Source organism: Pseudomonas sp. 22085, assembly GCF_052045815.1.
GTDB classification, from domain to species: Bacteria; Pseudomonadota; Gammaproteobacteria; order Pseudomonadales; family Pseudomonadaceae; genus Aquipseudomonas; species Aquipseudomonas glycinae.
The window spans coordinates 78,629-103,345 of the sequence record NZ_JBQEQA010000024.1 but is presented as its reverse complement, the minus strand read 5'-3'; the positions used below and the strand labels follow the sequence as shown (position 1 = coordinate 103,345).

Below are 24,717 nucleotides of genomic sequence, written 5' to 3'. Positions count from 1 at the left end.
GATCAGGCCTTGTTTTTCGCCGGTAACCGACATGTACGCTGGTGTTGCCATGGGAGGTGCTCCTTGCGGATAAAGTTAGGGTGCCCGGGAGGCGAAATCGCCCGGTGGGTACCTGACTGTTATCAAAGAGCGTGCCAGTTTTTCAGAAGCCTTGTAGATCAGGGATATGGCACGGAGAGAGCTGTTTCTTGGGCGAAAAACCCTGCATTTCAGGCAAAAAGTGCGCAAGAAGTTGCGCAGTACTGCGCAACTTCTTGCGCACTTGGCTGCAGGCGTTGTGGCGTGTGGGCTGCAGCGATTTTAAAGGCAAAATATTATGACCATGTGCGCAACTTCTTGCGCACTTTCAAAAAGGATCACTCAACACATCAATGACTGATTTTTTTCATAGCACGAAGTCAGAACAGCATTTTTAGATGGACAAACATTAGAAGCACACCTTTGCACAAACCATAACAAACCGTAAGCCAATGGCTATTCTCAACACTCCTCCAATTCAACGCCAAAATCATCACTTGAGACTTGGGCAATTTCATTAAGCCGCTGGCGCAATGCAGCGGTCAGCTGCCGCTCCACTTCCCATGGATCCGACAAGGCAGCGAGTTGCGGTGCCAATTGAGGCGACATACTCATCAGCGAATGATTGAGCGAACGTGCCGTTTCAAAAGCGGCCTTCTGCACGAAGCTGATCTCGACCAATTCACCCTGCGCCTTGCGAAACTCTATCTCAGCCATTTGCGCCAGGTAGTGCTCTCGATGCGCTCGTGCTTTCTGAAAGTCCGGAATCTGCCCTTGCGCAGGGTCAACGGGCGGCGGCGCAGCCATTTTGGTCGGCTCGGATTGAGCTGCGACGTGGCTGTACACATCACGCTGAAGCCGATCCTGTTGGTGGCGAGCAGCGACGGCAGCCTTGCTCGGATCAGCGGTATCGCGGATCAATGCTTCGGTGGCCAGCACATCGACCTGCTTGCCATTGGGCGACAGCACCAACCGGCCATTCTCTTTCAGCCAGGTGATGTAGCTCGGTGATCGGCCGATGTGCGCAGCGAAGGCGCTCTTTGACAGGTACGTGACTGCGTTCATAAGCCCTCCTTTTCAGCGGCTTTTCAATGAATCCTTTCAAGATTTCAGTGGATTGAAATTTCAGTAAGCTGGCGGGCCTCCCACTAACAAGATCCCGCGGGTTTCCGACCCCGTGTCCTTCGAAAGTCCTCAGGGTCCCCGGCGACTTTTCGGTGGCCAGGGCTGCAGATCCGCTTCGCTCGACTAGCATCAGTGGACGATCCGTCAGAGGGAAAGATGTCATGGAAATGATTGCCGTGCGTTCCAGTGCGATGACCGCCGTTGGCTACGACCCAGCAACAAGACGAATGAGGATCCGCTTTGAACAGGGTCACTCTTACGATTTCTGCGGCGTCCCATCAGCCATCCACAATGGCTTGATGGCCGCGGTGTCCAAAGGCGCCTATTACAACCAGCACATCCGTGATCGTTATCAGTGCTGAGCCCCGTCTTCTACTTGGAAAGACGGACATCCCTGCAAAGGTTTCAGCTAGAGAGAATCCGCGAGTTCGCTAACCCGTGTAGGGGGCGGCCCTCGGGGAGGACCCGTGAAATCTGCGCCCTACCCGGCCTGCCCGGCTCATGCCTTCGGTTCCGCCTCGCTCAGGTCCAGGCGCTTGGCCACCCAGCGTTCGTACAAGCCGATGGCGACGTCCGCGCCGGCCATCGCGGTCAGGCAACCCAGGGCGCCCGCTGTCCAGATCGACAGGCCCGCACCGAACAGCAACATCATCGCTGACACGCCGCAGACGATGCAGGCACCGGACCGGAGTGCGAGGCGCCGCAGTAATGCCCAACCCCGCGCGCCATCCTTGTCAGCGCGCCACATCTCGCCCGACACACCGCCAACCAGGGACAGGGCAATCACCAACCAGATCGGCATCTCTGCCAGTGCCTGTTGCTCGTTCGTCATTGCCCTGCCCCTTAAACAAAAAGACCCGGCGCTATGGCCGGGTCGGGTGGTGGGTGGCCTGCCGCGCTTTGCGGTCGCACCCATCGAAGATGGCCCCTTTTTACAGCTCGATTCTGGTGGCAGCAAGACCGTTTTAATGCCATCCGGTGAATGTGTGGCTTACGTCTGGTGAACGGCTGGCGAATGTCGGTGAATATCTCAACCCGGCTGGCTTTTGCTTCTGTTGTTTTAGCAGCGTCCCATACGTCCCACTTCTCTAAAACAAGGTGGGACGTCTGAAAGCCCCGCAGATTGGGGCGTTGCCCCACCGTCCTACTTTTCTTTCTCTTTTCTCGTGTATAGAGAGAAATTTAAAAAGCACGCGTGCGCGTGAACGCGCGTACCTGTGCCCGCTACGCATACACGGGTGGGAGGCAAAAAAAGGTGGGACGGTGGGACAACCCAACAACGACGGGGCCTGCGCCCGTCCCATGACTGCAAAAGCAGTAGGACGGACGCAGGTCGGTGGGACGGCGTGAGCCAGAGGGATGCCCACGATCAAGCCGCTTCCCCCAGGAGGAAGTGCTCGACCACGATGTGGGCGTCATGCAGGCGCTGGTAGTAAACGTTGCGTGTGCAGCCACTGCGCGTCAGACGTGCCGCCAAGGGCGCATCAGGCTGGAAGTAATGCACCTGCACCACGGTCATCAGCTCGGGGTCGAGGCGTTTCTTGACGATGCGCTCAATGTCCAAAGACGCCTCGAGCGGCACCCTGCTCCCGCGTCTACCGCGCACAAGCTGGCCACCGCTCTCCATCATCATGGCGACCATGTTGCCGCCCGAGTAACCGGCAGCCACCTCATCACTGTGCAGTTCCTGCGCCCATTGTTTGAGGGCCATATCGATTGCCTTAATCATCGAAGCACGGCTCCTCGAACTCGTCCCGCTGCAGCGCAGATGCCCTGCCCCAGTGCTCGGGTTTCTTGTATGCCCATGGCCGCTGACCGCTCTTGTTCAACGCCCCCAGACGGAAGCGTCGCCAGCCGAGCCGGTGCAGGATTGCGCCGACGCGCATCTGCTCAGGCTTGCCCCAATGCCCTGGGTCGAGCTTGAGCGCCTGACTCATCACTTCACTGCCGGTGGTGGTCTCGCCGATCTGCGACTCTTCGAGCCAGGTCAGAATGGGCGTCTCCCATTCGTCCACCACAAAGCGTTCGTCCTGCTCCTCGCTGAACATCGGCGCTTCCTCTCGCGTGACCCACCAAAGGTCGCCGGCCTCGAAGCAGAACACCGCTTCGGCCCACAGCTGGTCGCGGATCTCGCGCAGCAACGGCACGTCGACCTTGGTACAGGCCACCGGCCAATAGCGTCGGTTGCCGGTGGCGTCCTTGAGGTATTCGTCCTGGTTAGTCGTGCCGACGAAAACACACTGGCGTGGCACGTCCAGCGTTCTGCGGCCATAGCTTTCGCGGTAGGTGTCGGTCGAGGCCGAGAAGAACTGCTTGGCCTTGGTGCTCTCTGCCTTGTTGAAGCTGTCCAGTTCGCCGAGCTCGACAATCCACTTGCCACGAATTGCCTGGAAGCCGTCCTTGTCGCCGAGGGCAAACGGCGTGTCCATGAACCACTCACCGCCGAGCACACTCATGGCGGTCGACTTACCGGCGCCCTGAACGCCTTCGAGGATCATCACCGAGTCTGCCTTGCAGCCGGGTTTCATCACCCGTGCCACGGCCGAGATCAGCCAGCGTTTGCCGACCTTGGAGGTGTAGTCGGTTTCTTTCACCCCCATGACATCCGTCAGCCAACGCTCCAGGCGCGGCACGCGATCCCACTCGAGTTTTTTCAGGTACTCGCGCACCGGGTGAAACGCGTGGTCGTGAGCCACGACGCTGACCGCCTCGATGACGTGCGAGGACTTCACGCGCAGGTTGTACTGCTGCGCGAGCCACTTCATCACGCGCACGTCATCGATGTCGGCCCACTCACCGGTGCCACCGCCATAGGGCGCTGCACGCAGCTTGACGATCTTCGAGCTGAACGCGCAGTAGCTGATCACCCCGGCCCAGCGTTCGTCGTGAGCGAGGATCAATTCGACGTTCTGCATGTGCGCGATCAAGGCGCCGCTTTCACTGCGGGCCAGTTGATCTTTCCAGCCACCGGCGGCCGGCGGGCGGACTACGGCCAGCACCTGACGGCGAACCGCGTCGAGGCCTTCAGCAACGTGCAGGTCGTTGAAGTCGGTCCACTTGTCATGACGCTCGACAGAGAAGATCGGCGCAACGACCTGGGCACCGACGATCAACGCAGCATTGCTCGCCTTCTCTTCGCCCGGATTCCAGGCGTCGCCGTTGGGTTTGGTGGTCTTCCAGTCGTCATCGCGGCAGATGATCAGCGGGCAGCCGGCAAAGCGCTCACGCATGACCTTGCACACGGCCAACAGGTTGCCCGCATCGAAGGCCACGGCCACAGCGAGCGACGTTGCCATGTGCAGGCTGGCGCCGGTGGCGTAACCCTCACAAACCAGCACCGGTTCGCCCGGTACCGGATGCGGACCGAGCAGGTGGAACGTGCCCTCCTTCGCCATGCCGTAAGGCCAGTAGGATTTGTCGCGACCGGTGTCTTCCTGTTTGTTCGGGAAGATCACCTGCAGGCCCATGATCTGATCACGGGCGTTCTTCATTGGGACCAACACGGCACCGGTGCGCGGCGCGTATCGCACGTTGATGCCAACAATCTGCTTGCGGTCCAGTTAATCGCTGCGCCCTGTGGTCGGCATGCGCTCGAACAACCCCTGCGCCCTTTTCGCGGCCCGCCGCGCAGCGTTGTTCGCGATTTCCGCGGCGCGGCGCTTGGCTTCTTCCTGGCGAGCACGCATCACTTCGCGTTCTTCCGGCGACATGCGCCCGGCCTTGACCTTGATCTTCTGCGTCTCGCCCGAACGCCAGTCACCGAAAGCGCCGAAGATCAGGGTGTCGCCCTTCTCCGTGCGCTGCTCGTGGACCACGTACCAGCCGTTCTTTTCCTTGCCCTTGTCCTGCGCTGTCTTGCAGCGGGTCAGCTTGCCGAACACCAGCGGCTGCGCTGGCTCCAGACCGTAATCGGCGAATTGGCCCAATACCTCATCGAGCATGCTGAATCCCCCGCTCAGAGAGAGACTGACAGCTGATGCACTGCGAGCAACCCGGCTGGGCCAGGCGGCGTGCTTCCGGAATCGGATCGTCACAGGCTTCACAGAACAGCAAAGAATGGGCAGCGCTTTCGGCTTTGGCAGCGCTGCGCGCGGCCATGGCCTGATCGATGCGTTCCTGCACCAGATCGTTGGCAAAATCGGCGATGTCAGCCACGGTCAGCACCTCGCGTCGTCTGGTTGACGTAGGTGGCGCGGTTGAACAAACCCAGCAGCCCTTGAATACCGCGGAACACCTGCAGGCGAATCGCCGCGAGTTCCTGATCAGTCACCACACCGTCGCCGATGCTCTTGGCCCAGGTCTCGGCCAGATCGGCGACCTGGCGGAAGTATTCGGCGATGCCCGTCGTGAGCGTTTCGGGCATGTCGTGGGTGTAGGTGTCGGCCAGCTCCTGCCAGACCGTGTCACCGACCAGCGCATGCACCGCATCGAGAATGCGGCGATCCTTGGTCAGTTCGAGGATCTCGCCGAACTCCTGAATGTTGATGGAGTGGCTCGGATGGGTTGGCGACAGTTTGTGTTGCAGCGTGGTCGGGTTACGACCGGTCGTGGCAGCGATGGCAGCAGCGCCGCCCGGGTAATCGCGAGCGGCGTGGTACAGCGCTAAATCGAGCGGCAGGATTTCCCGCTGCGCCCGTTCCAGAGAACTGAGAGCGATTCGGCTCATGGCATTAATCCTAAAAGTTGCCAGTGCCGCGCGACAGAAGTTGGTGATACATTTGCCGCGTGGTCTGGAGAGGCCCAAAGCCGGCTAGGTTCGCAAGACCAACACCGGCACCGTGCCGGGGCGAACAATCCGTTGTTCACCCCTGGCGCAACAGCTGCCAGCTCTGTGGTAAGAACGGCAGCAACACCAAGGCTTCCGAGCCTTGGAAACGCGATGAAAGTCGGCGGCATGTGGTGTGCTCGCCTTCCGACATCGCGACCCGATAGCATTGTGGTGATGCTGTCGGGAGAAAACAGGCGACCTTTGGGTCGCCTTTTTTCTAGTTTTTTTGGCTGTTGATGAAGTTGATCGGAGCGGGAAAGACTTCTGGTAGATCCGGCCTTAGCTCATGTGCGGATAACGCTCCTCGACAAGCTTTTACAATCAACGGCACCTGCTTAACGGGGACACCTCGGCGCATCCAGTTGAACAGTCGCTGAGGACTAACTCCGATAATTCGAGCGAAAGCCGTAGGAGAGCCAGCAGTGCAACCTATCGCTCTCTCAAGAGCGGAAACGGGTACAGGCCCCACTTGGGGTGAATTGAACGAGCTCATAGATTTACCTCGACACACCAAACACGAAACAAACAATACGTTTGTTATCGGAATACTGCAAGCGGGGTAACATACTGTTTATGAAAACACGGCTGATATCCAACAACGCTGAGCGCTTTGTGAAAGCGCTGGAGCTGACCAACACAGGTGGTACAGAGCTGGCTCGCGTACTCGGGTTAGAAAACGACCAAAATATTACGAACTGGAAAAAACGAGGGGTACCGGCCAATAAAATAAGCGCAGTAGCACTTGCGCTCGGGCTGAGGAGAGAGTGGCTCGAATACGGTGATCTGCCGATGTTTACGGATGATGCCGAGATCGTTTACGGGGTCACGGATGATGGAGAGCCCTATGAAATGACCTCCATTGTTCCATGGAACTCTGATCACTCAATTGAAAAAGATGATCTAGTGTTCTTGCTGACAGACCAGAGCGGAGCGCCTATAGAATCGAGCCAGGTTGACATACACAGCGCTCACAAACGTCATGTCACGCTTGACGTAGCAACTCTTAGAGAATGCGGGGTCAACGCGAATAATGCTGTGTTCATGCTGAACGTTGGGAATAGTAATCAACCCCTTCTTCCTCATGGCGCAGTGCTCGGCATTGACAAAGCTTTTACACGAATTGTCGATAGTGAATTGTATGCACTGACGCACAACGGCACCTTGAGGGTGAGGTTCTTACAGCGGTTATCCAGCGGAGCAATCAGGCAAAAATGCTTCAATCGTGAAGAGTATCCCGACAAAGAATACTCAATGGATCAGGTTCTCGAACAACGGATTGTCATCCTCGGACGCGTGTTTTGGTGGTCAGTAAGCAGACCTTTAGGCTCAGCCTAATCTCAAGAAACCAAACAAACCGTGTTGACCAAGCAGCAAACATATTGTTTACTCGCCTCACTCTTTACCACAGAGCGAGGCAATACCTATGCGCACCACCGCTACCTTACATGTCCATCCGACATGCGTAAGCAATCGCAACCTGATCGAACAACTACAGCTCACAACAGGCTGTCTGGTCGTCATTCATAACAGCAAACCTAAGCTTGTTGCCAAGTCCTGCCAGCCCTCTCCTATCGATCCGAACGGTGGAGGGCACGCGGCATGATCAAGTACAAGATCGACAATCGCACCCTGCAGTTGCTCAATGCCCAGGTCAATCTGACCGAGACCTTCAACCACATCCTGCGCACAGCACCGAAGCGTGATGGCCTGGCGTTTCGCCTCAAGGCTGAGCGCGGCACAGTGGAAAGCACTTTTGTCGTCGAACTGGGCAGCGAACGCCACACGCTGACCCTGCACAACGACAAGAAGATGCACCTCAAACTCGCCGACTTCATCGAAGAGATTGCCAACGGTCCGTTCGACGCGAGCAACTCCAGCGACCTGGTACATCGCCCGCATGCCGATCGTCAATACGGCCGTTTTGATGTCCAGGACAAGCAGCGCGTGTTCGAACTGGTGCACACCGGCGGTGTGCTGAGCCTCGACATGGGTTTCGAGCTTCCCCTGCATGTGGCGCTGCATCGCACCCATTCACGCCGGGGCGTCACCGCCATCTTGAGCATCGGCAACAAGAGCCCACATACGCGTTGCTTCACCCTGTACGACCCCGATGCCGAGATCTACGCAAAGCTCATTGAGTCCATCAACCACCTTGCTGCAGCCGCCACTCCTGCTGCGCATGCTGCTTGAGGAGCCGTTTATGGAACGCACCCTCGCCCAAGCAGCCACTCAACTCGGCCTCACTCGCCCCAAACTGATCGCTCTCATGCGGGAAAAAGGTCTGCTCAAGGGAAACCTGCCGGCGAACCCGAAGCGAGACAAAGCGTACCTGCGGGTCAAGGACAGTCCTTGGTATGACGAGAAACACGGAATGCAGTACAGCCAGTCGACTCGGGTGAAGCAGGCCGGTATCCGTTGGCTGGCCGAGCAGTTGGACATTGATCTTCCTGCCATCCCGGCAGATCGCCGTGACGTGGCCTAGGGAGTACGCCCGCCAGATCATTGCCATGCGCACACGTGAGGAGCGCAACGCCGCGCTCCTCGAAGTGCCCGAACATCTGCGCGAGCTGACCAGACGCCACTGCCTGAACGCCTGGAACCACCTGGCACGACAACAACGCAAGGAGGCTCGACAAGGCCATGAGTAACGCTGCACAGAACCCGCTCCGCCTGCATCCGGCGCCCGAATCGGCCACCGTCGAACTGCTCTATCGCATCTTCGGTGACGTCCTGATCCCGCTGGAAAAAGTCCGCGAGCAGTACTTTCGCAATCTCAACGAGCAGTCGTTCGTGACGGAGATCAACAGCGGCCGGATCCAGCTTCCGATCACCACGCTGGACACCAGCCGCAAGGCGCTGAAGTACGCGCACATCCGCCACGTCGCCTCGCTGATCGACATCCGCGCCTACAAAGCGGATGAAGACATGCAGCGACAGCAGGACGGCCAACACCCTGTTGCCCCCACACCACTGACGGCCGTCACCACCGGCCAACGACAATCCCAGGAGCACACCACATGATGACCCCAATACAAATCGGTGCACTCGTCACCCTGATAGTTCTGGCCGCCCTTCTGCTCTGGGGCGGTTACATCATGGGCCGCAGCGATGGCCTGGAGACAGGCCTGCGCGAGGGTGAAGACATCCAGCGCGCCGCAAGCGCCAAAACCATCCGCGAGCTCCAGGCATCCCTGCAGTTCATCCGGGCCGATCACACGCGCTTGGCACACTCCTGCAAACGATTTGAAGCAGGTCCACTCTTCGGCCCGGCCGAGCACCAGGCGCTGGTCGATATCGGCGAGCTGCTGCGGATCGCCGCTGAGACCTTCAGCGCCTTTCGTACCGGCAAGAAGCTTGAGCGTGACGCCCGCTCACTGCGCGAACAGGTGCTTGCGATGGCTGCGCAGCTGCAACCAGGAATTCAGGACAACAAGGTCGGACAACCGCTCTCCGGCGCCGCGCAAGTCACTGTGGAGGCTGCGTGAATGAGTTGGCTCTTTTCGCAGGCGCTGGTGGCGGAATACTCGGCGGACACCTCCTCGGCTGGCGCACCGTCTGCGCCGTTGAGCGTGATGCCTACGCCGCACAGGTTCTGGCGCAACGACAAGCCGATGGACTGCTCCCGCCTTTCCCGATTTGGTCAGACGTGTGCAGTTTTGACGGACGACCATGGAGAGGCCTTGTTGACGTGGTTTCGGGAGGATTTCCTTGTCAGGACATCTCGGTTGCAGGCAACGGCCTTGGTATCGCCGGCGCCCGCTCCGGACTGTGGCAGCAAATGGCACGAATTACCGATGAGGTACGACCGCGCTACGTCGAACTGGAGAACTCACCATTGCTTGTGGGAAGAGGACTTGCCGTGGTGCTCGGTGACCTTGCCGAAATCGGGTATGACGCGCGATGGGGTGTTATTGGAGCGACTGACCTCGGCGCCCCTCATCAGCGGGACAGGATCTGGCTCATCGCAGAAGACACCCGTCAGACGATGGCCAACACCGGTGGCGAGCATGGCAAAGGGATCCTCCCCTGCCGCACTAACTCGCCGATCGGGAGCCGACCGCTCGAACGATCGCCTGGATCACGCCGTGATGGCACTGGATGGTGGTCATCTGAACCCGGAATGGGCCGAGTGGCTGATGGGTTGGCCCATCGGGTGGACCGACTTAAGGCCATTGGCAACGGACAAGTTCCAGTCGTGGCAGCAACAGCATTCGAACACTTGTCAGGATTTGAAAATGGGTGAAGGCGCATGAAAACCTTATTTCTGCTAATGGCTCAATACAACGGGCAAACAATCATTTCAATTAATCAAGTTTGTAAAGACTATTTCACACACCTAACAACCGATATGTTTCAGCGCAAAGTAATGGCTGGTCAAATTCGAATACCTATCACGAGACTCGAATCCAGCCAGAAAAGTGCTAAAGGAATTCACATAACAGATTTAGCAGCGTATTTAGACTTGCAGCGGGAGGCCGCGGTAAAGGAATGCAACCAGCTCAACGGAATTCGCCGAGCCAGCTAATTCACTGCTTACCCCAGGCGCCCAGCTTCACGGGCGCTTGAATGATCCTCTCTAACCATGGCCATTCGGCATAGTGGTCACCCTTCCCGCGAAGATGGGTATACCTACGCAACGAGTTCCAGTCACGGTGCCCGGACACGCTGGCCACCCGCGGGATATCCCAATCCATCTCAAACAACCGACTAACTCCGTCGTGTCTCAGATCGTGGAAGTGAAGATCTTCAATCTCCAGAAACTTGCACGCCTTCGCCCAGGCTGTAGAGATCGACGAAGAGTTGTAGGGGAAAATTTCCGCACGCTCTTTTGGCATGCTTTGCAGAATTCTCCAGGCTTCGTCGGGTAGGTGGCACCAAACATCATTGCCAATTTTCTGCCCAGGGTTTTTCATATCTCTCACCAGCACCCGCTGATTCGACTCATCGACGTCGTCCCACACAATTCGGCTTATCTCATCCTGCCGACGCGTGGAAAAAATCGCGAAGCCAATCACCTTCAGCATGTTGATCGAACTAGGTCGACGCTGCTGCATACTGACGAAGTGCTCCAAAAGTTTATCTAGCTCGTCTTTGGCTGGACGGCGATCGCGCTCCCGGCTCTTCATGTTGTAGCCGAGCTTCCTTAACACCTTCCGAGCGTCCGGCATCGCGTGAGGGTCCACCTCATACCCCCAAGCGGGACGCGCAATCGAAAGGACAGCCCCAAGGTGCGCCAAATCGTTACCAGCCGTTTGCGGCTGGACGCCGCCGCCCTCTTTACTCATTCGCCAGAGTGCAAAATCCACCAAGCGCTGACTGTTGATAGCCGAATCAACGTTCTGGCCAAACTCCGTCGCCGCGATAGAATTTAGAGTGGCTTCCTTGGTTTTACCCAACGGCCGGACTTTCTCCATTTCATCCAGGTACTGCTTGATCATGTCCTGTACGGTGACGCCCTTGCGGTTCGCCCGCTCGATCGCACCAGGCTGATCTAGCTCTGCCTCACGTCGCCGCACCCACGCTTGTGCCGCCTGTTTCCGGGCGAAGGTCTGGCTCTCTTGGTAGACTTGCGCTCCATCGCGAAACAGGCGTATCTGTGCCGTGTAACTGACTGAGCCATCGGTGCGTTTTCGTGCTCTGATCGTTGCCATAGTCGACTGGTACAATTCCGAAAGTGATTGGTACATTGTACCAGCGACATCGAAAAAACGCCTGAAAACGCCTAAAAACACGCTATAAATACGTTGAGCCAAATGGTACCAAATACCCACTCCAGCCCAGTAAACTCAAGCCCTGCGCTGTCTCGGCGGTTCTCCGTTGCGCCCATGATGGATTGGACTGACCGCCATTGCCGGTACTTCCTACGCATCCTGTCGAAAAACGCTCTGCTCTACACCGAAATGGTCACCACTGGCGCGCTGCTCAACGGCGATCACGAGCGTTTCCTCCGCCACAACGAAGCCGAGCATCCGCTGGCGTTGCAGTTGGGCGGTAGTGTTCCGCTGGACCTAGCCGCTTGCGCGCGTATGGCGCAGGAGCACGGTTACGACGAGGTGAATCTGAACGTTGGCTGCCCGAGTGATCGGGTGCAGAACAATATGATCGGGGCGTGCCTGATGGGGCATCCGCAGTTGGTGGCGGATTGTGTGAAGGCGATGCGTGATGCGGTGTCGATTCCGGTGACGGTGAAGCATCGGATCGGGATCAATGGGCGGGACAGTTATGAAGAGCTGTGTGATTTCGTCGGCACGGTGCGGGATGCCGGGTGCACCAGTTTTACGGTGCATGCGCGGATTGCGATTCTGGAGGGGTTGTCGCCGAAGGAGAACCGTGACATTCCGCCGTTGCGTTATGACGTGGCGGCGCGGTTGAAGGCGGATTTTCCGGAGCTGGAGTTCATTCTGAACGGCGGGATCAAGACGATGGAGGCCTGCCATGAGCATTTGCAGACCTTTGACGGGGTGATGCTGGGTCGCGAGGCGTATCACAATCCTTATCTGCTGGCCGAGGTGGATCAGCAGTTGTTCGGCAGTACCGCACCGGTAATCAGCCGGGCCGAGGCGCTGGCGCAGTTGCGGCCTTATATAGCCGAGCATTTGCTGGCCGGCGGCGCGATGCATCACATCACCCGGCATGTGCTGGGCCTGGGCACCGGTTTCCCGGGGGCGCGCAAGTTTCGTCAGTTGTTGTCGGTGGATATCCACAAGGCCAAGGATCCGCTGGCGTTGCTGGATCAGGCGGCGGAGTTGCTGGCCGGGCGTTGATCGACGCTTGGAGCGTGTGGGCAACGAATGAGCGTTGCCCGGTGTTTTGCTGTACTGACAGGATGTCTTTTGGTTATGCCCACGTTCAGCTGTGTTTTATTCAAGCGTTTCACCCTCCTCGCTTTACTCTCGACTCTCTCTGCAAGCGCCTATGCATCCTGTGATTTTGCGAAGGGGTGCGGCAACGGGGAAAATGGCCCTTTTCAATCTACCCAGATGTCTGGTTTTCTGGTTTTCACGACGACGATGGTCACAGTCGACGGGATGTCGGACATTTCCGGACTGAAAAAACGTGTGTATTCGGTAGAGGAAATTGAAGCGGCACGTTATTTCCTCGCCAGTGACGGCGTGCTGCAAGCCGCGTATTTCACCTCGGCGTTGCAGCGGTTTCGTCAGGATTCGCCCGACTCTGAATTGAATGACCTCGCCGTCGCTGCGCTGCTCAGCAGTCAGTAATCAGCTTGCCGCCGCAGCCGTCCAGTTGACCCAACCAAATTGCCAGGTGGCGAGGATCAGCAAGCCGAAGCCGATCCGATACCAGGCGAAAGTGGCGTAGCTGTGGTTTGCAATGAACTTCAGCAGGCCGCGCACGGCGATCATCGCGAAGATGAACGCTACGACGAAGCCCAGGGCGAAGACCGGCAGGTCGCTGCTCTGGAACAGTTCGCGGTACTTGTAGCCGGAATACACCGCAGCACCGACCATGGTCGGCATTGCCAGGAAGAACGAGAACTCCGTGGCGGCCTTGCGTGACAGGCCGAACAACAAACCGCCGATGATGGTGGAACCGGAGCGCGACGTGCCCGGAATCATCGCCAGGCACTGTACGCAACCGATCTTCAGCGCGTCGGCCCACTTCATGTCGTCCACATGGTCGACACTCACTACATGATCGCGCTGCTCGGCCCACAACATCACGATGCCGCCCACCACCAATGCAACCGCTACGGTGATCGGATTGAACAGGTATTCATGAATCGTGTCGGCGAATAACACGCCAAGTATGACCGCCGGGAAAAAGGCGATCAGCAGATTACGGGTAAAACGCTGGGCATTACTCTGGGTCGGCAGGCCTTTGAGGATCTCGAAGATCTTCGGGCGAAACTCCCAGACCACGGCCAGAATGGCGCCCAGTTGAATGATGATATTGAACGCCATGGCGCGTTCGCCGCCGAACTCTAGCAAGTCGGCAACAATAATCTGGTGGCCCGTACTGGAAATGGGCAGGAACTCGGTCAGGCCTTCTACCGCCCCAAGAATCAGCACCTTGAACAAGGTCAGTAAATCCATTAATCCTCCGTCAGAGCGCTCTTTGCGGGCGCCCTGTTAAATGCATTCAGGCATTGAGTATCTGAAGTAAAACAATTGGCAGATGCGCACCCATTGCCCGACTCGGGGACGGAGAATATGTCTTATCAAAAGCCACACTCAAGGCATGTTAATAAACGTCCGCATGTGAACTTGTCGACGTTATAGCCAAAACACAGGCCTCACCATAAAATGTGACCCACCTCACACTGCTCTGATACGTATGCAGTTGAGTGATGGCCAAGGGACATTAAAACAGGTCGCGATAATTACAAAATAGTGGCACCATTCCATATTGCCACCATCTAACGACCTCAATTCCGTTAGTTCACAGCCCCGAAAAAATCAACTAAAAGCTTGAAAAGCTTAATTATTGTTAGAAAACTCGGGAGCCACGTCTAAAATCCGCGCAAATGTTACCAATTGTCAGTCACAGATGAGAACCGGTGCTTTAACATCCCGATGTCAGCACCTTTTCGAGTCAATGCATGATGCTCACAGGTAACTTAGCGACTAGAAGTCCGCGCCGCACAAGCGACGAACCAGGTGTTCTCACTCTGGGTCGTACCCGTGGCGTGGCTGAACACTTTAGCGCGCTAATCACGAAGCATGTGCAGACTGATCTGGCCATTGAAACTGGCTCTTACGCTAGTTCATATCAGCCAAATGAATATCACGGTTTGTATCGAGCCATATTCATTGTCATCGACAGCCCTCAGGCTCTTGAAGACAACCTGGCACTGGTGGAAAACCTGCGCAGCGACAACTTGAAGCCGATCATTTGTGCCGTAATCACCGGCCGCGGCGCTTTCAACAAGATCAAGTACTTCCTGGCCGGTGCCGACTTCTGTATCAAACTCAATACCTTGTCCGATGAAAGCGCCGAACTGCTGGGCGAGTTCTTCAACAGTGAAGAATGGCAACGCGATATCAGCCTGGTGCTGGATCCCACCCGCATCTGCCTCTCGGACACCAGCAAGAAACTCGATATCTCCTTTGCCGAAATGAAGATCCTGCAAGCCTTTGCGCAGACCGGCAATCACATTCTCAGCCATGATGAAATCGCCGGCATCATGGGGCTCAACACCCATTTCTACGACCCTCGGGCGCTGGAAAAATCCATCAGCCGCTTGCGTGGGAAAATCAAGGACGTGTACGGTACGAACGCCATACAGAGCATTCGCGGGTATGGCTATCGTCTGATGAGGGGGTTGATCTCAACTCCTTGATTCAGGGAAAACACTCTTTTGCAGCATACGAGGGAACGTCTGATGCAACGCTTCAAATATCCGCTTTCTCATAGTTTTAACCGCGTCACATATCTAATAAAAAGCTGTCAATTGCATGAGCGCTGCAACACTTAAACATAACAATAAACCATTACTCTAACGCAGACCGAGTGGAACTTATCGAGGCCATCTTTGGGCCCAGACCCTGCCTGATCGATTAATTCCGAGGAAAACATTGCTCGCCTGCCATTATTTTTTCGCCAAATTTGGTGTGTACTTTAGGAGAGAGACATGGAAACCAGCACGACCCTCCCAAGAAAATACTTTGTTGTCGTGACTAACAGCTCAGCGTCGCAGCGCGAACTCGAGAGCATTCTCTCCAGTGAGCGTTTCAATTCGTTTGGCACGTCTCAGGCACAAATGTTTATTGAAGGTGTTGCTTCGCCCTCTTCCACTCCGATGCTGATGGAGTTCACTTACCCACGCGGCACAAGGAAGCATGTCGCACCCAGCATTGAACATGATACCCAGCGCATATTGGCCACCCTCGAATCGGAATGGCTGGCAGCACAATCGGCGCATTCATTCCACAATTCCACGGCCATGTCCGAAAATCCCACTGACACTTCCCGAACGATCGAATCCGACTCGCCCTGCACTGAAGCCTGGCATCTGGACAATGATCAGGGTGCATTGACGAAAGAGGGTGTCGAGATCAGTCTCACCGGGCTCGAAACCGCACTGGTGCGCAAGATGCTGCACCATGAAGATCGTGTTGTCAGTCGCGACGATCTGATCCTCAGCATCGGCCGCGAGCCGGAGCAATACCGGGGACTGGAAATGTGCCTGAGCCGTCTTCAAGACAAATTCAAGAACGCCAGCAACGGTGAACGATTGTTTCGTGCCGTACGCAACCGCGGATATTGCCTGATCCAGGAAGTTGTTGCCTAAACAACATCCCTCACTACAAGACAAACAGATACAAGTGCGATTACAAAAATAAAAAAGCACTCTGTTTGGTTTCACCCCTCCCTGGTTATACCCGCCTCCTGACCCCACCTACGATAGCAAACACAATATTGATTATTCACCCCCTGCCTTTCGACCTTTTCTAACGTTTGAATATTGGAAATTTAAATAAGTTGGCACTGTGCCATCTTGTTAAAACTCGTCAGACAGCATCCCCGGCAATAACTTAGTCTATTGACTGACGACAGTTCCGCATTCCGGCGTTGTTACCTCAGGACACTGGCTCAAACAACAATAACAAGTCTGCTTAACAACTCGGTTTTCTACTGTCGAAACCTGAATGGACGTCTTTTGGGGATATCGTATGGATCTTTCTCTTCGTATCAATCGAAACACCGGCCTCAAGGGACTGACCTTTTGGGGCCAATGGGCGCTGGCACAGAGTTTCATTGTTTCCCTGTTGTTCATACTGGCCGAACAGCACACGGGCACCGTCGAGTTCTACTATCGGATGTGCACGATCCTGGCGGTACTGGCCTCGGTGCCGGCTTATACCTTCAGCGGCGCGTATCGAAAGCGAGACAATTACCTGACCGGGCTGGGTCGACTGTTCATGGGCTGGTTCATGACCATGGCCGGGCTGGCGTTCATCGCCTTCATCTGCAAGGCCGATGCGCTGTTCTCCCGCCAGGTCATCCTTGAGTGGGCGGTGTACGGTTTCCTCGGTCAGGCGCTGCTGTACGCACCGCTGCATGCGTTCTCGAAGTTCTACCAGCGGTCGCGCAAAAGCGAACACAAGACCCTGATCGTCGGCACCGGCGAACTGGCACTGGGCCTGGCGAAGAAATTGAGCCAGCACGAAAACCTGCCGCTGGTCGGCCTGGTCAGCAACGGCGATACCCCGTCGCTGGAAGCGGACGCCCCGCGCGTTGTCGGCGCTCAGGACGAACTGCTCGAGCTGATCCAGACCCACGACATCCGCCGCTTGTACATCACCCTGCCGCTGTCGGAAGCCGCCAAGATCGAAGCCATGTATGTGGACTTGCTGGATGCCAACGTTGACGTGGTCTGGGTGCCGGACCTGAACAGCCTGACGCTGCTCAACCACTCGGTGAAGGTCGTGGATGGCCTGCCGGCGATCTACCTCAATGAAAGCCCGCTGACCAGCCGCCCGACCGCAGCGCTGAGCAAGAGCCTTGTTGAAAAAGCCGTCGCCCTGTTGGCGATCATCCTGTTGAGCCCGGTGCTGCTGGCCGTGGCGTTGGCGGTGAAGCTCACCTCGCCGGGTCCGGTGTTTTTCAAGCAGGATCGCCACGGCTGGAACGGCAAGGTGATCAAGGTCTGGAAATTCCGCTCGATGCGCGTGCACGATGACCGTGAGGTCAAACAGGCCAGCCGCAACGATTCGCGCATCACGCCAGTCGGTCGCTTCATCCGTCGCACTTCGCTGGACGAGCTGCCGCAACTGTTCAACGTGCTGCAAGGGCACATGGCGCTGGTCGGCCCACGTCCGCACGCCGTGGCGCACAACAACTACTACTCGGGCAAGATCCTCGCCTACATGGCCCGTCACCGAATCAAACCGGGCATCACTGGCCTGGCGCAGATCAGCGGTTGCCGGGGCGAGACAGACACCCTCGACAAGATGGAAAAGCGCGTCGAGATCGACCTGAAGTACATCAACAACTGGTCGCTGTGGCTGGATGTGAAGATCCTGGTGAAGACGCCGTTTACCCTGCTGTCGAAGGATATTTACTGAGACGCAGGGCTTGAGAAGGCAACACCGCAAGGGGACGAAAGTCCCCTTTTTTGTGGGCGGGATTTGGGGGTTGGCGGAGGGCTCTGCGGCCGAGGAAAGTCTGATGATTTGATGTCGGCTGAGCGGACGCCTTCGCGGGCAAGCCCGCTCCCACAGGTTTTTAGGTGATGCCGTAATCTTCGCCACTCCTCGAAACTTGTGGGAGCGGGCTTGGTCCGGGCGGCGATCCGACGAAGGCGCCGGATCATTCAACATCAGGTTTGAACCTGGAACACACCGACTCCCACAGCAATCACGGCTGCATCAAGATCCCCCTTCACCACAAACCAAAACGGGAGCCCACAGGCTCCCGCTTTAACTCCCCGCTCCCCCGAACCTACTCGGTAATCTTCCCGAAGTTGCGGTAGAACATGTCCCCTTCACGGCTGTCCGTCATCGAATGCAGCTGGAAGCTGCGGTTGAGCCGCGCGCCACCGTCACGGGTCAGCGGCGCCCACACCAGGTTGGCGCGGCGCATGGTCGACATGCTCATCATTTCGTCGAACGGAATCGACAGGTACAGCCCCTTGTCGAAACTACCCTCGCCATACTCGGCGCTGCCGGCAGTGGTGATCGTCGCCCAGGCGCCAAAGCGTACGCCGTTGAAGAACTCGCGAGAGATATCCACCGTGCCGCCAAAGTCGCCCGCCAGGTAACGCCCGACACTGACCGCGGCCAGCGTGTCGAACGGCAGATCGGTGTAGCCGGTGATGTGACCGGTCCAGACCGAGTAATCCTGCAGGCCGAAACCCTGGTCGAACTCACGCTGACGCACGTAGTTCAGGTCCGCACCGATCGACCAGCGCTTGCCGGTAGGGCGAAACAGCACCTCGCCCCCGACCCCGGCGAACATCGATTCCAGATAACCGCCGTAGACCATGCCGTACAAATCCTTGTCCAATTGCTCGGCGTGGCTGACCTGGAACAGCGGCATGGTGGTGTCCGACGTGGTCAGGTACTGACGCAAGTCGGTGCGCACGCGCGGCAGGCCACTGGGCGCATCGTAGGTGAATTTGTCGAAGTTGTTGATCAGGTTCTGACTCAGCAGACCGTTCCACCAGGTGTTGCGGTTGAAGCGGTATTCGGCGTCCAGATCGGCCGTGAACTGATAGAGCAAGCCATCGGGGCCGCCGACGTTCTGTTTGAAGCCCAGGCCGACGCCGTAATTGAAGTGCTGCGGCGCCTCGGTGTAGAGGGTTTTCTCGTTTCGCGGCATCGCCGGGTTGATCTCGGTGGTGCGGTGCAGCGACTCCAGCGGCTCTTCGTTGTTGATCACTTCGCGGAAGGTCTGCCGGGGCACACTGGTTTCTTCCAGCGGCAGGTCGTAGCGCTTGTTGACCACGGTGAACCAGTCGATGTCGTCGTTGACGCTGTTGTCGAGGATCCGGCTCGCGCGGCCGACAGCCTTCGGCGAATGGAAATAGCGCTGCTGCTCGCCGTACACGATCAGTTCGGAATCGCGCTGGGTGATGCGCTCGACCTTGTAGCCGGCGTTCTGCTGCAAGCGGCGCGACACGTCGGCCCAATTGACCTCCTCCATCGTCGTGCTCGGCGCCTTCGCCGGCAGCGGTTCGGCCGGTGGGTCGAAGGTCTTGGCCGGGGCCTTGCGGCTGACGAAATTGGTGTGGAACGTGATGCCGAACATCGCCGTGTTGCCGCGCTCCCAGGCCGCACTCACATCGACGGAATCTGTCACCTTGAACACCGCGCCGAGGTTGATCGGCGAGTCCTGCTTGATGATGTTGTCCTTGGGCTCGTGCTTGTAGTCGTTGCCTTCGTATTCGAGTTTCAGGCTGAGGCGGTCCCAGGGCGTCTGGTAACTCACGCCGCCGAAAAACGACGGTTTGCCGCGAAAGTACGAGCCGGCGTTGACGTCACCGGTGCCTTCCAGGTCAGGGCGAGTGTTGAAGCGGTCACTGATCGAACCCAACGGGTTGTCGACATCGCCGCGATTACCGATGTAACCCCAGGCGATGCCGGCACTGAAATCAAAGTTGTCATAACGCTTGTTGGCCACGAAGAATTCACTGGCAAACAAACCGGTACCGCCGATGTCTCGAAAGCCCAGCGCCACTTCCGGCGCCCAGTGGCTTTCCTGCCACAGCCGGACCTTGGCGTCGACCGCCTTGTCCTTATAGCTCTGGCTGCCGCTCAGCGCTTCGGAACCGTACGGACGGTTGGTGATGGCGGTGTAGCGAAACGAACCTTCCAGCCAGTCGAGCGGCTGCAACGAAACGCTGTATCGGCTGTAAGGTTCGGTGCGGTTGGCGTTGACGCTCAACTCACCGGCGGGCGACATGCGCGCGGTCGGGGTCTGCAACAGACCGACGCCGCCGAAGTCATTCTGGGTAATGCGTGGCTCGGCATGCACCAGGCCACACGGCAATAACAGCACAGCTGCAAAACGCAAATTCAACGAACCACCTCAGCCAACTGCGTGGCAATCAATTCGGCCAACTGCTGATTCAGTTCAGGGACAGGCGGATCCAGATCGTCGTTTTTCACCGGCACCAGAATCTTGCTGCCGGCCACGGGCATCTGCCCGCTCTCGCGGTTCCAGTGGGCGATGCCGACCCGCCGCGATTCGCCGTTGGGCTGGATCAGCCACAGATAATCGGCATCGGCGTCCGCCGTCAGCAATGTGCAGCCCTGCAGGTATTCGCGGGCCTCCTGCAACGGCTGATAAGGCAAACGGCACGGCTCGGCGACCGCGCCCAGCACTTCGACTTCGTCGACCCGTTTCGGGTAGATCAGTTGATCGCCATCGTCGAGACGGATGTTGCGGGCGAAGCCGACTTCCACCGCCACCGGATCGAGATCGGCGATCTGCCGCCCGGTCACCGGCATCTGCCGGACCTGCTCGGCCAGTCGTTGTGCCAGCGCCGCACGACTCGGCTTGTCGAACAGCATCGCCATGCGCTGCAGCACATCCAGATCGAATAGCACGCCGACCTTGAGCCGCGTCTGTTCTTCCAGCAGCGACTGACGCAACAGGACGCCCGCCAGCCAGTAGCCTTCGGCATTCGGCACGGCTTCGCCTATCACATCGCGCAAACGTCCGCCCGCCGGCAATTCGATCGGGCCCGGGTTGGCGACATCACCGCTGACGATGACTGCTGCCTCGCTGATCCCAGTGAGTAACATCAAGCACGCCGAGAGCGCTCTGAGCCGCTTCACGGCAGATGCCTGCGGTCAGGGGTCAGTTGCACGATCCTGACCCGCAACTGAGAGGTCAGTTGCTGTTCACTCTGCACAATGAAACCGTCCACCGGATCGACCCAGTAACGGTTGGTCGCGCGCAGGCCGATGGCCGGCGCGTCAATCTGCTCGTCGACACGCAGCACGGAGTATTCCTTGTCGAGAATGTCGAGGGTTTCCAGGGACTTTCGGGAGAAGCGGCTGTTGACGATGATCCCGACTTCCTGGCCCTTGTAGAGGTCGATCCAGCGGCGGCTGGTGTAGCCGTCGGTGATGCGATGCAGGCCCTGTTTGAATGGCGAGTCATCGGACAGGCGCGTGCCGTCCAGATCGCCGTCCACGCCGAGGCCCACAGTGCGCATGGCCAGGCCGTCGCGCATCAGCAGCACCTGCTTGCCGGAGGCGACCCAGAACTGCAGGTCCTCGCGCTCGCGCACCAGCGCCAACACCCCGGAACCGGACGGCGTGGTCAGTTTGAGCTGGGGATACTTGACCCCCGCGACCTGCTCCGCCGACACGTCCAGTTCATCCGGCCCGATGACGGCGGACTTGAGGTTGTTCAACGAAGCGCTCATCAGCGGATTGCAGCCACTGAGCAACACGGCCGCCATCAGGCACACGCCCACTTTCAACGTTTTCACAGTCGGCGGCCTTATTTGCTGTTGTTACTGTATTCGCTCCAGTTCTTCGCAGCGGAAGCCCCCGTCCCGACAATCGATGCCGATGGCACCAACTGGCTGATCAGGCGATTCCAGCGAGTCACGTTGGCAGGCCCGACGTAGACCACGTCCTGGGGCCGGACTTCGAAGTGCGAGGCGAGCGCCATGGCGGTCGGCGATTCGGCTTCCAGCTGATAGATTTTCGCCGGCTCGACGTCGAGGTTTTCCACCCCGCGAATCACGTACACAGCGTTGCCGTTGGAGGTGGTCTGGCTCAAGCCGCCGACCGAGCCGAGTACGTCGGACAGGTTCATGGTGGCAGTCTTGAAGCTCAGCGCACGGGGCTGGTTGACCTCGCCCATCACGTAGATGCGCTTGTTGTCGTTGTACGGCAGATACAGCTGATCGCCCCCCTTGAGGTAGACGTTCTGCAATTCGGAATCCTGCTGATTGAGCGCATCGAGATTGAGCGGATAGACCCGCCCGTTGCGCGTCAGCATCAGCCCGGACAAGTCGGCATTGTTGGTATCGACACCGGCCGACCCTAGGGCTTCGACCACGCTCAGCGGGTTGGTCGAAATCGCCTGGGGGCCGGCCTTGGCCACGGCGCCCGAGACCACGACTTTCTGACTGGCGAAACGCAGCACCGCGACATCCACTTGTGGCTCGGCAATGAACGCCGAGAGGCGTTGCTCGATGTCCGAGCGCAGTTGCTGGATGGTTTTGCCGGCGGCCTGGACTTCCTTGATGTACGGGTAGTACAAGGTGCCGTCGGAACGCACCAGACGACCGTTGGCGTCGATCTGCTGCTGCGCACCCGAAGGGGCGGTCAGCTCGGGATGATCCCAGACCGTGATGTACAGGACATCGTTGCTGCCGATGCGGTATTCGGCCGGGGTCGCCAACAACTCCGCCGGCACCGACTCACGCTTGTAGGTGGCGCGGTTCATGGCGATGAGCTTGGGGGTGATCGGAATGAGCTCGACCCGGCTGCTTTCGCTGGCGCCCTGGCGCGTGATGCTACTGGTGCTCAGGTACTGGCCGGGGGAGAACATGCAACCTTGCAAAGCGATACTTGCCAACAATAAAAGAGAAAAACGACGGGTCATAATGGCACTACGCTATTCAAGGGCGAATCCAAAAACAAAGTCACCCGACTTTCGTCGGGCGACCCTGTACTGCACCAACAGATACTTCAGTTAGTTGTGCGTGCCGGTTGTACCCGTGGTACCGGTGGTACCCGTTGTACCGCCGTTGGCACTTCCACCACTGTTGGACGCCGCTACAGCACTGGCGACCATGGCAGTACTGGCAGCAGGCGCTGTAGAAGCCGCGACACTGCCAGATACATTGGTCACTGCTGTAAGCGGCGCTTCAGCTGCGGAGGCCCAGTTGCTCAACATCGTCAACAGGGCGATCGCCATCACTTTCTTCATATCAACTCCTTTCTAACATCGCACCTGAACATCGGGTGTTGGTTAGAGGTGGTAGAGTTCAAGTCGCAAAAAGCGCGAACAAGATCCGTTGTTCTTTCACAGTCTTACCCAACTGATAAAAGTCGAACGGCAGGTTTATATCTACGGACTTGCAAAAGGCATTGCCAGTCTAATTTCCCGACGATATCTAACAACCTGACTGAAACTAACATTGCACTAAAACGCCATCATCCCTGGTAACCCCGGGGATGATTCGATTGCCAGCGCCAGGTGTCGGTGACCATGTCCTGCAAGTTGCGCGTGGCTTTCCAGCCGAGTTCCTTCGCCGCCTTCGAAGCGTCGGCCCAGCTCTCGGCAATATCCCCGGAACGCCGTGGCATTACCCGGTAAGGCACCGGCTGCCCGCAGGCCTGCTCGAAGGCCCGCAGCACCTGCAACACGCTGTAGCCGTCGCCGGTGCCGAGGTTCCAGGTATGAATGCCAGTGCGGTCGGCGATGGTTTGCAGGGCTTTCAAGTGCCCGTCCGCCAGGTCGACGACGTGGATGTAATCACGCACGCCGGTGCCGTCGACCGTCGGGTAATCGTCGCCGAAGATCGACAACTCCTTGAGGCTGCCGACCGCCACCTGGCTGATGTAAGGCACCAGATTGTTCGGAATGCCGTTGGGGTCTTCGCCCATCTGGCCGCTGTGATGCGCGCCGATCGGGTTGAAGTAGCGCAGCAGCGCGATGCTCCAGCGCGGTTCGGACTGGCACAGGTCGCGCAGCACGTTCTCGACGATCAGCTTGGACTGGCCGTAGGGATTGGTCGGAGTGCCGGTCGGGAAATCCTCGCGGATCGGCATCTGCGCCGGCTCGCCGTAGACCGTGGCGGACGAGCTGAACACCAGCCGGAACACCCCCGCCGCTGCCATCGCCTGGCACAGCGTGATGCTGCCGCTGACGTTGGTTTCGTAGTATTCGAGCGGCTTGCGCACGCTCTCGCCCACGGCCTTGAGCCCGGCGAAGTGCAGCACGGCATCGATGGCGTGCTGCTGGAAAATCCGGTCCAGCAGGGCCCGGTCACAGACATCCCCGCGAATCATCAGCGCACTTTTGCCGCAAATGGCTTCCACCGCGTGCAAGGCGGCGTCGCTGCTGTTGCAAAGATTATCCAGAACTACAACTTCATAACCTGCTTCAAGTAGTGCAAGTGTGGTGTGCGAGCCGATATAGCCGGCGCCACCCGTTACCAGAATCTTCATAGCGCGGTCCATAAGTGGGAAAAGTGCCAACTCGCGTGTCAAGCGCTGTTTGTTTAATGTGTGTGTTGATTCACACAAACAGCGCGACAACAACCAGAAACAAAAACAGTTCAATCACTGGCTATAAATATTTTTACAAGCCAAACTGTATTGCCTGGTACTTATTAGCACTCCCGCGCATTCATCACTATCAACGGATGC

The 24,717-nt window shown here is 57.9% G+C and carries 28 protein-coding genes and 2 pseudogenes; 15 read left to right on the top strand and 15 right to left on the bottom strand.

What is annotated here, in order from left to right; all coding sequences use genetic code 11:
- Positions 1–480: 480 nt before the first annotated feature.
- Positions 481–1,083: a terminase small subunit gene (locus ACTJK7_RS25080; protein WP_440780730.1), complete on the bottom strand. Its 603-nt coding sequence runs from the start codon at positions 1,081–1,083 to the stop codon at positions 481–483.
- Positions 1,084–1,304: 221 nt separating this feature from the next.
- On the opposite strand from ACTJK7_RS25080, the gene ACTJK7_RS25075 reads away from it, so the two are divergent.
- A complete protein-coding gene (locus ACTJK7_RS25075; protein ID WP_056785498.1) occupies positions 1,305–1,505 on the top strand; it encodes a KTSC domain-containing protein in 201 nt (66 codons plus the stop codon).
- A gap of 137 nt (positions 1,506–1,642) precedes the next feature.
- On the opposite strand, the gene ACTJK7_RS25070 is transcribed toward ACTJK7_RS25075, so the two are convergent.
- The 6 genes and pseudogenes from ACTJK7_RS25070 to ACTJK7_RS25045 form a co-directional block, all read right to left on the bottom strand.
- Complete coding sequence (locus ACTJK7_RS25070; protein WP_008080174.1) at positions 1,643–1,975, bottom strand: phage holin family protein; 333 nt, start codon at positions 1,973–1,975, stop codon at positions 1,643–1,645.
- Positions 1,976–2,512: 537 nt separating this feature from the next.
- Positions 2,513–2,872: a PA0613 family protein gene (locus tag ACTJK7_RS25065; protein ID WP_134023329.1), complete on the bottom strand. Its 360-nt coding sequence runs from the start codon at positions 2,870–2,872 to the stop codon at positions 2,513–2,515.
- A pseudogene (locus ACTJK7_RS25060) lies at positions 2,865–5,084 on the bottom strand (VapE domain-containing protein). The gene ACTJK7_RS25065 and the pseudogene ACTJK7_RS25060 overlap by 8 nt, the downstream one beginning before the upstream one ends.
- Entirely contained in the window at positions 5,074–5,298 is a 225-nt protein-coding gene (locus tag ACTJK7_RS25055) for a TraR/DksA family transcriptional regulator (RefSeq protein WP_008080171.1), read from the bottom strand. Before ACTJK7_RS25055 ends, ACTJK7_RS25060 begins: the two are co-directional and overlap by 11 nt.
- Positions 5,291–5,809 carry a phage regulatory CII family protein gene (locus ACTJK7_RS25050; RefSeq protein ID WP_440780728.1) on the bottom strand — a complete coding sequence of 173 codons (519 nt, stop codon included), beginning with the start codon at positions 5,807–5,809 and terminating at the stop codon, positions 5,291–5,293. The genes ACTJK7_RS25055 and ACTJK7_RS25050 overlap by 8 nt, the downstream gene beginning before the upstream one ends.
- 319 nt (positions 5,810–6,128) lie before the next feature.
- Positions 6,129–6,404: a YdaS family helix-turn-helix protein gene (locus ACTJK7_RS25045; protein ID WP_373870917.1), complete on the bottom strand. Its 276-nt coding sequence runs from the start codon at positions 6,402–6,404 to the stop codon at positions 6,129–6,131.
- Positions 6,405–6,484: 80 nt separating this feature from the next.
- On the opposite strand from ACTJK7_RS25045, the gene ACTJK7_RS25040 reads away from it, so the two are divergent.
- From ACTJK7_RS25040 to ACTJK7_RS25000, 9 genes and pseudogenes are all read left to right on the top strand, one after another.
- Entirely contained in the window at positions 6,485–7,246 is a 762-nt protein-coding gene (locus tag ACTJK7_RS25040; RefSeq protein ID WP_093099965.1) for a LexA family transcriptional regulator, read from the top strand.
- Positions 7,247–7,510: 264 nt separating this feature from the next.
- Entirely contained in the window at positions 7,511–8,101 is a 591-nt protein-coding gene (locus tag ACTJK7_RS25035; protein WP_440780727.1) for a hypothetical protein, read from the top strand.
- 10 nt (positions 8,102–8,111) lie between these two features.
- Positions 8,112–8,393, top strand: coding sequence for a phage antirepressor KilAC domain-containing protein (locus ACTJK7_RS25030; RefSeq protein WP_236191883.1), 282 nt, complete (start codon positions 8,112–8,114; stop codon positions 8,391–8,393).
- A gap of 25 nt (positions 8,394–8,418) precedes the next feature.
- Entirely contained in the window at positions 8,419–8,559 is a 141-nt protein-coding gene (locus tag ACTJK7_RS25025; RefSeq protein ID WP_440780725.1) for a hypothetical protein, read from the top strand.
- Positions 8,552–8,932 (top strand): pyocin activator PrtN family protein, encoded by a 381-nt coding sequence (locus ACTJK7_RS25020; protein ID WP_093099956.1) that lies wholly within the window; start codon positions 8,552–8,554, stop codon positions 8,930–8,932. Before ACTJK7_RS25025 ends, ACTJK7_RS25020 begins: the two co-directional genes overlap by 8 nt.
- Positions 8,929–9,396, top strand: coding sequence for a hypothetical protein (locus ACTJK7_RS25015; protein ID WP_440780724.1), 468 nt, complete (start codon positions 8,929–8,931; stop codon positions 9,394–9,396). The genes ACTJK7_RS25020 and ACTJK7_RS25015 overlap by 4 nt, the downstream gene beginning before the upstream one ends.
- A pseudogene (locus ACTJK7_RS25010) lies at positions 9,393–9,836 on the top strand (DNA cytosine methyltransferase); the annotation flags it as partial. The gene ACTJK7_RS25015 and the pseudogene ACTJK7_RS25010, both read left to right, overlap by 4 nt.
- Positions 9,837–9,918: 82 nt before the next feature.
- Complete coding sequence (locus ACTJK7_RS25005) at positions 9,919–10,164, top strand: hypothetical protein (RefSeq protein ID WP_440780732.1); 246 nt, start codon at positions 9,919–9,921, stop codon at positions 10,162–10,164.
- The gene (locus tag ACTJK7_RS25000; RefSeq protein ID WP_093099948.1) at positions 10,161–10,436 is read left to right on the top strand and encodes a pyocin activator PrtN family protein; all 276 of its coding nucleotides are present in this window, start codon (positions 10,161–10,163) and stop codon (positions 10,434–10,436) included. The genes ACTJK7_RS25005 and ACTJK7_RS25000 overlap by 4 nt, the downstream gene beginning before the upstream one ends.
- Before the next feature lies 1 nt (position 10,437).
- Here ACTJK7_RS25000 and ACTJK7_RS24995 read toward each other — a convergent pair whose 3' ends face one another.
- Positions 10,438–11,562: a site-specific integrase gene (locus ACTJK7_RS24995; protein WP_440780723.1), complete on the bottom strand. Its 1,125-nt coding sequence runs from the start codon at positions 11,560–11,562 to the stop codon at positions 10,438–10,440.
- Positions 11,563–11,664: 102 nt separating this feature from the next.
- Between ACTJK7_RS24995 and dusA the strand changes: the two genes are divergently transcribed.
- Positions 11,665–12,675, top strand: coding sequence for a tRNA dihydrouridine(20/20a) synthase DusA (gene dusA / locus ACTJK7_RS24990; protein ID WP_440780722.1), 1,011 nt, complete (start codon positions 11,665–11,667; stop codon positions 12,673–12,675).
- A 75-nt stretch (positions 12,676–12,750) separates the two neighbouring features.
- Positions 12,751–13,131 carry a DUF2388 domain-containing protein gene (locus ACTJK7_RS24985; protein ID WP_064381046.1) on the top strand — a complete coding sequence of 127 codons (381 nt, stop codon included), beginning with the start codon at positions 12,751–12,753 and terminating at the stop codon, positions 13,129–13,131.
- Here ACTJK7_RS24985 and ACTJK7_RS24980 read toward each other — a convergent pair whose 3' ends face one another.
- The gene (locus ACTJK7_RS24980) at positions 13,132–13,965 is read right to left on the bottom strand and encodes an undecaprenyl-diphosphate phosphatase (RefSeq protein ID WP_440780721.1); all 834 of its coding nucleotides are present in this window, start codon (positions 13,963–13,965) and stop codon (positions 13,132–13,134) included. It abuts the gene before it with no gap.
- Between the two features lie 506 nt (positions 13,966–14,471).
- Here ACTJK7_RS24980 and ACTJK7_RS24975 point away from each other — a divergent pair.
- The 3 genes from ACTJK7_RS24975 (at position 14,472) to ACTJK7_RS24965 (ending at position 17,940) form a co-directional block, all read left to right on the top strand.
- A complete protein-coding gene (locus tag ACTJK7_RS24975) occupies positions 14,472–15,212 on the top strand; it encodes a winged helix-turn-helix domain-containing protein (RefSeq protein ID WP_064381050.1) in 741 nt (246 codons plus the stop codon).
- A gap of 291 nt (positions 15,213–15,503) precedes the next feature.
- Positions 15,504–16,163 carry a winged helix-turn-helix domain-containing protein gene (locus ACTJK7_RS24970; protein WP_064381052.1) on the top strand — a complete coding sequence of 220 codons (660 nt, stop codon included), beginning with the start codon at positions 15,504–15,506 and terminating at the stop codon, positions 16,161–16,163.
- A 382-nt stretch (positions 16,164–16,545) separates the two neighbouring features.
- A complete protein-coding gene (locus tag ACTJK7_RS24965; protein ID WP_011335155.1) occupies positions 16,546–17,940 on the top strand; it encodes an undecaprenyl-phosphate glucose phosphotransferase in 1,395 nt (464 codons plus the stop codon).
- A gap of 376 nt (positions 17,941–18,316) precedes the next feature.
- Here ACTJK7_RS24965 and ACTJK7_RS24960 read toward each other — a convergent pair whose 3' ends face one another.
- From ACTJK7_RS24960 to galE, 6 genes are all read right to left on the bottom strand, one after another.
- Positions 18,317–20,395, bottom strand: a complete 2,079-nt coding sequence (locus ACTJK7_RS24960) for a YjbH domain-containing protein (protein ID WP_085613142.1) — start codon at positions 20,393–20,395, stop codon at positions 18,317–18,319.
- Complete coding sequence (locus ACTJK7_RS24955; RefSeq protein WP_064381057.1) at positions 20,392–21,123, bottom strand: capsule biosynthesis GfcC family protein; 732 nt, start codon at positions 21,121–21,123, stop codon at positions 20,392–20,394. Before ACTJK7_RS24955 ends, ACTJK7_RS24960 begins: the two co-directional genes overlap by 4 nt.
- A 29-nt stretch (positions 21,124–21,152) precedes the next feature.
- Entirely contained in the window at positions 21,153–21,818 is a 666-nt protein-coding gene (locus ACTJK7_RS24950) for a YjbF family lipoprotein (protein WP_084776947.1), read from the bottom strand.
- 11 nt (positions 21,819–21,829) lie between these two features.
- The gene (locus ACTJK7_RS24945; RefSeq protein ID WP_176243895.1) at positions 21,830–22,945 is read right to left on the bottom strand and encodes a polysaccharide biosynthesis/export family protein; all 1,116 of its coding nucleotides are present in this window, start codon (positions 22,943–22,945) and stop codon (positions 21,830–21,832) included.
- Positions 22,946–23,035: 90 nt separating this feature from the next.
- Complete coding sequence (locus ACTJK7_RS24940) at positions 23,036–23,272, bottom strand: hypothetical protein (protein WP_003226528.1); 237 nt, start codon at positions 23,270–23,272, stop codon at positions 23,036–23,038.
- A gap of 227 nt (positions 23,273–23,499) precedes the next feature.
- Positions 23,500–24,516: a UDP-glucose 4-epimerase GalE gene (gene galE / locus ACTJK7_RS24935; RefSeq protein ID WP_039772766.1), complete on the bottom strand. Its 1,017-nt coding sequence runs from the start codon at positions 24,514–24,516 to the stop codon at positions 23,500–23,502.
- Positions 24,517–24,717: the final 201 nt, after the last annotated feature.